This is a genomic window from Escherichia sp. WS33, assembly GCF_046486385.1.
Classification (GTDB): Bacteria; Pseudomonadota; Gammaproteobacteria; order Enterobacterales; family Enterobacteriaceae; genus ECMA0423.
The window spans coordinates 1-2,257 of the sequence record NZ_JBJQLJ010000075.1 but is presented as its reverse complement, the minus strand read 5'-3'; the positions used below and the strand labels follow the sequence as shown (position 1 = coordinate 2,257).

The window sequence follows — 2,257 nt, the reverse complement described above, 5'->3', positions numbered from 1 at the left end:
CGAGCATTATAACGAATGGCACCCGCATAGTGCACTGGGTTATCGCTCGCCACGGGAATATCTGCGGCAGCAGGCCAGTAATGGGTTAAGTGATAACAGGTGTCTGGAAATATAGGGGCAAATCCACTTACTCCATGAATATTTTCTTTGTTAAAAAGGCAAAACGATATTAACTGATGTATTAAATGTTTACCGGATTGCTCCCTGCAGGTGGATTATCAGAATCCGCAGTTATTCGTTATTTATATATATTCAATAAAAAGAAACATCATAAAAAATCCCGCACCCACAGGGTGATGCGGGATAACTGACGTAAGGAATGTTGCCGGGATTTGGTGGTCCCTTGTGCTGATATGAATACAGGTTCTATTCTATACAGAATCCTTTTCAGTACAAGAGACTGTATTACAGTTTGCCATATATGATTACCTGTGGTCCGGAAGAATAAGTGGCTGCGGTTTCAGACTGTCTGCCGGCACATTTTTCTCTCCGTTAAAAACCATAACGGGTTCATTATCTTCGTCTGTCAGCGGATTGAATGGCGTTATATTTTCGGTACGAATACCGGTCAGCCACTGAAAAATGCCTGCGAAATTACGGGCATTGATTTTCCTGCTGACGGACTGATGAGACGTGATGTCACTGGCGGTAATAATCAGGGGAACGCTGTAGCCCCCCTGCACATGACCATCATGATGAACAGGATTAGCACTGTCGCTGACCGACAGCCCATGGTCAGAAAAGTAAAGCATTGCAAAGTGACGGGAATGCCGGCGAAGGATACCATCAAGCTGACCGAGAAAGTTATCCAGTTTACTGATGCTGGCGAGGTAACAGGCAATCTTTCGGGGATACTGCTCCAGGTAATAATTCGGCCAGGAGTTAAGTCGGTCACACGGATTCGGATGAGAGCCAATCATGTGCAGGAAAATCACCTTCGGCGAGGATTTATCCGCCAGCGCACGTTCTGTTTCCTGTAACAACAACATGTCATCCGTTTTACGGGAAGCGAAGCTGCCTTTCTTGAGGAAAACGGTATGCTCCGCATCAGAAGCAATAACAGAGATGCGTGTGTCATGCTCTCCCAGTTTTCCCTGATTGGATATCCACCATGTGCTGTATCCTGCTTTTGCTGCCAGCGCCACCACGTTGTTGCCGGAGTCAGGGTTCTGCTCATAGTCATAAATCAGTGTCCGGCTCAGGGAAGGTACGGTACTGGCTGCTGTCGATGTATAGCCGTCAATAAATAAACCGGGAGCAGTATTCAGCCACGGCGTGGTTGGCACGGGATAGCCATATACCGACATATAATCCCTGCGCACACTCTCACCAGTAACGATAACAATCGTGTCATACAACGGCACACCCGGCAGGATTTTCCAGTTATCAGCCCCGTGCTGACTCAGTTGTTTATAACGCTGCATTTCACGCAATGTGTCAGTTGTCCCCACAACAGTTCCTTTAACCATCCGCAACGGCCAGCTGTTTACAGAGCATAATACGAATAGCAGCAGTGCCAGCCAGTTACGGTGACCGCGGTGGTGTGTCCGCCAGAAAATCACCATGAATACCAGAATCGCGGCACTGACCAGAAAATGATAAACAGGAATCATCCCGGTAAACTCTGCAGCCTCATCAGCCGTGGTCTGCAGCAACGCGACAATAAAACTGTTGTTGATTTTACCGTACGTCATACCCGCAGGCGCATACAGTGCACAACAGAACAGAAATAACAGCGCTGTAATGGATGTGAGGGTATTTCTGTGTGCAAGGAGAAGAAGGAGAAACAGAAGCAGCACATTTCCTGTGGCATTCTTCTCAGTGTATCCGCATGCAATTGTGGTTATTGCAGAAACAACAAAAAAGAATAAAAACAATAAAATCCGGGGTGTGTTTCCCGGACAAAACAGTTTTCTGATATTCATCGGAGTATATCGACAACATTATGATGAAGAGAACAGGATAATAAAAATCAGAAATTATCTGTGAAACAGATAACCCTGCAGTAATAGACTGCAGGGTATTTCTGTTTAATTGCAGAAGATACGCAATTATCTTAATTGCTAAATATACGTATTATCGTTCAGGAGCAGTGTCGTCAGAAGTTATAAGTCACACCAAGCAGGATGTCGGTAATGACTCCAACTTATTGATAGTGTTTTATGTTCAGATAATGCCCGATGACTTTGTCATGCAGCTCCACCGATTTTGAGAACGACAGCGACTTCCGTCCCAGCCGTGCCAGGTGCTGCCTCAG

The 2,257-nt window shown here is 45.9% G+C and carries 2 protein-coding genes; both read right to left on the bottom strand.

Annotation, left to right across the window (positions count from 1 at the left end; all coding sequences use genetic code 11):
- Positions 1-425 precede the first annotated feature (425 nt).
- On the bottom strand, positions 426-1,925 hold the full coding sequence (locus ACJHXA_RS23720) for a phosphoethanolamine transferase (protein WP_021554229.1): 1,500 nt from the start codon (positions 1,923-1,925) through the stop codon (positions 426-428).
- A gap of 221 nt (positions 1,926-2,146) precedes the next feature.
- Positions 2,147-2,257: IS1 family transposase (locus ACJHXA_RS23715; RefSeq protein ID WP_001691633.1), on the bottom strand; the 111-nt coding region annotated here is incomplete at its 5' end.

Coding starts and splice junctions, on each gene's coding strand:
- ACJHXA_RS23720 (WP_021554229.1), bottom strand. CDS start 1,925: ATGAATATCAGAAAACTGTTTTGTCCGGGAAACACACCCCGGATTTTA.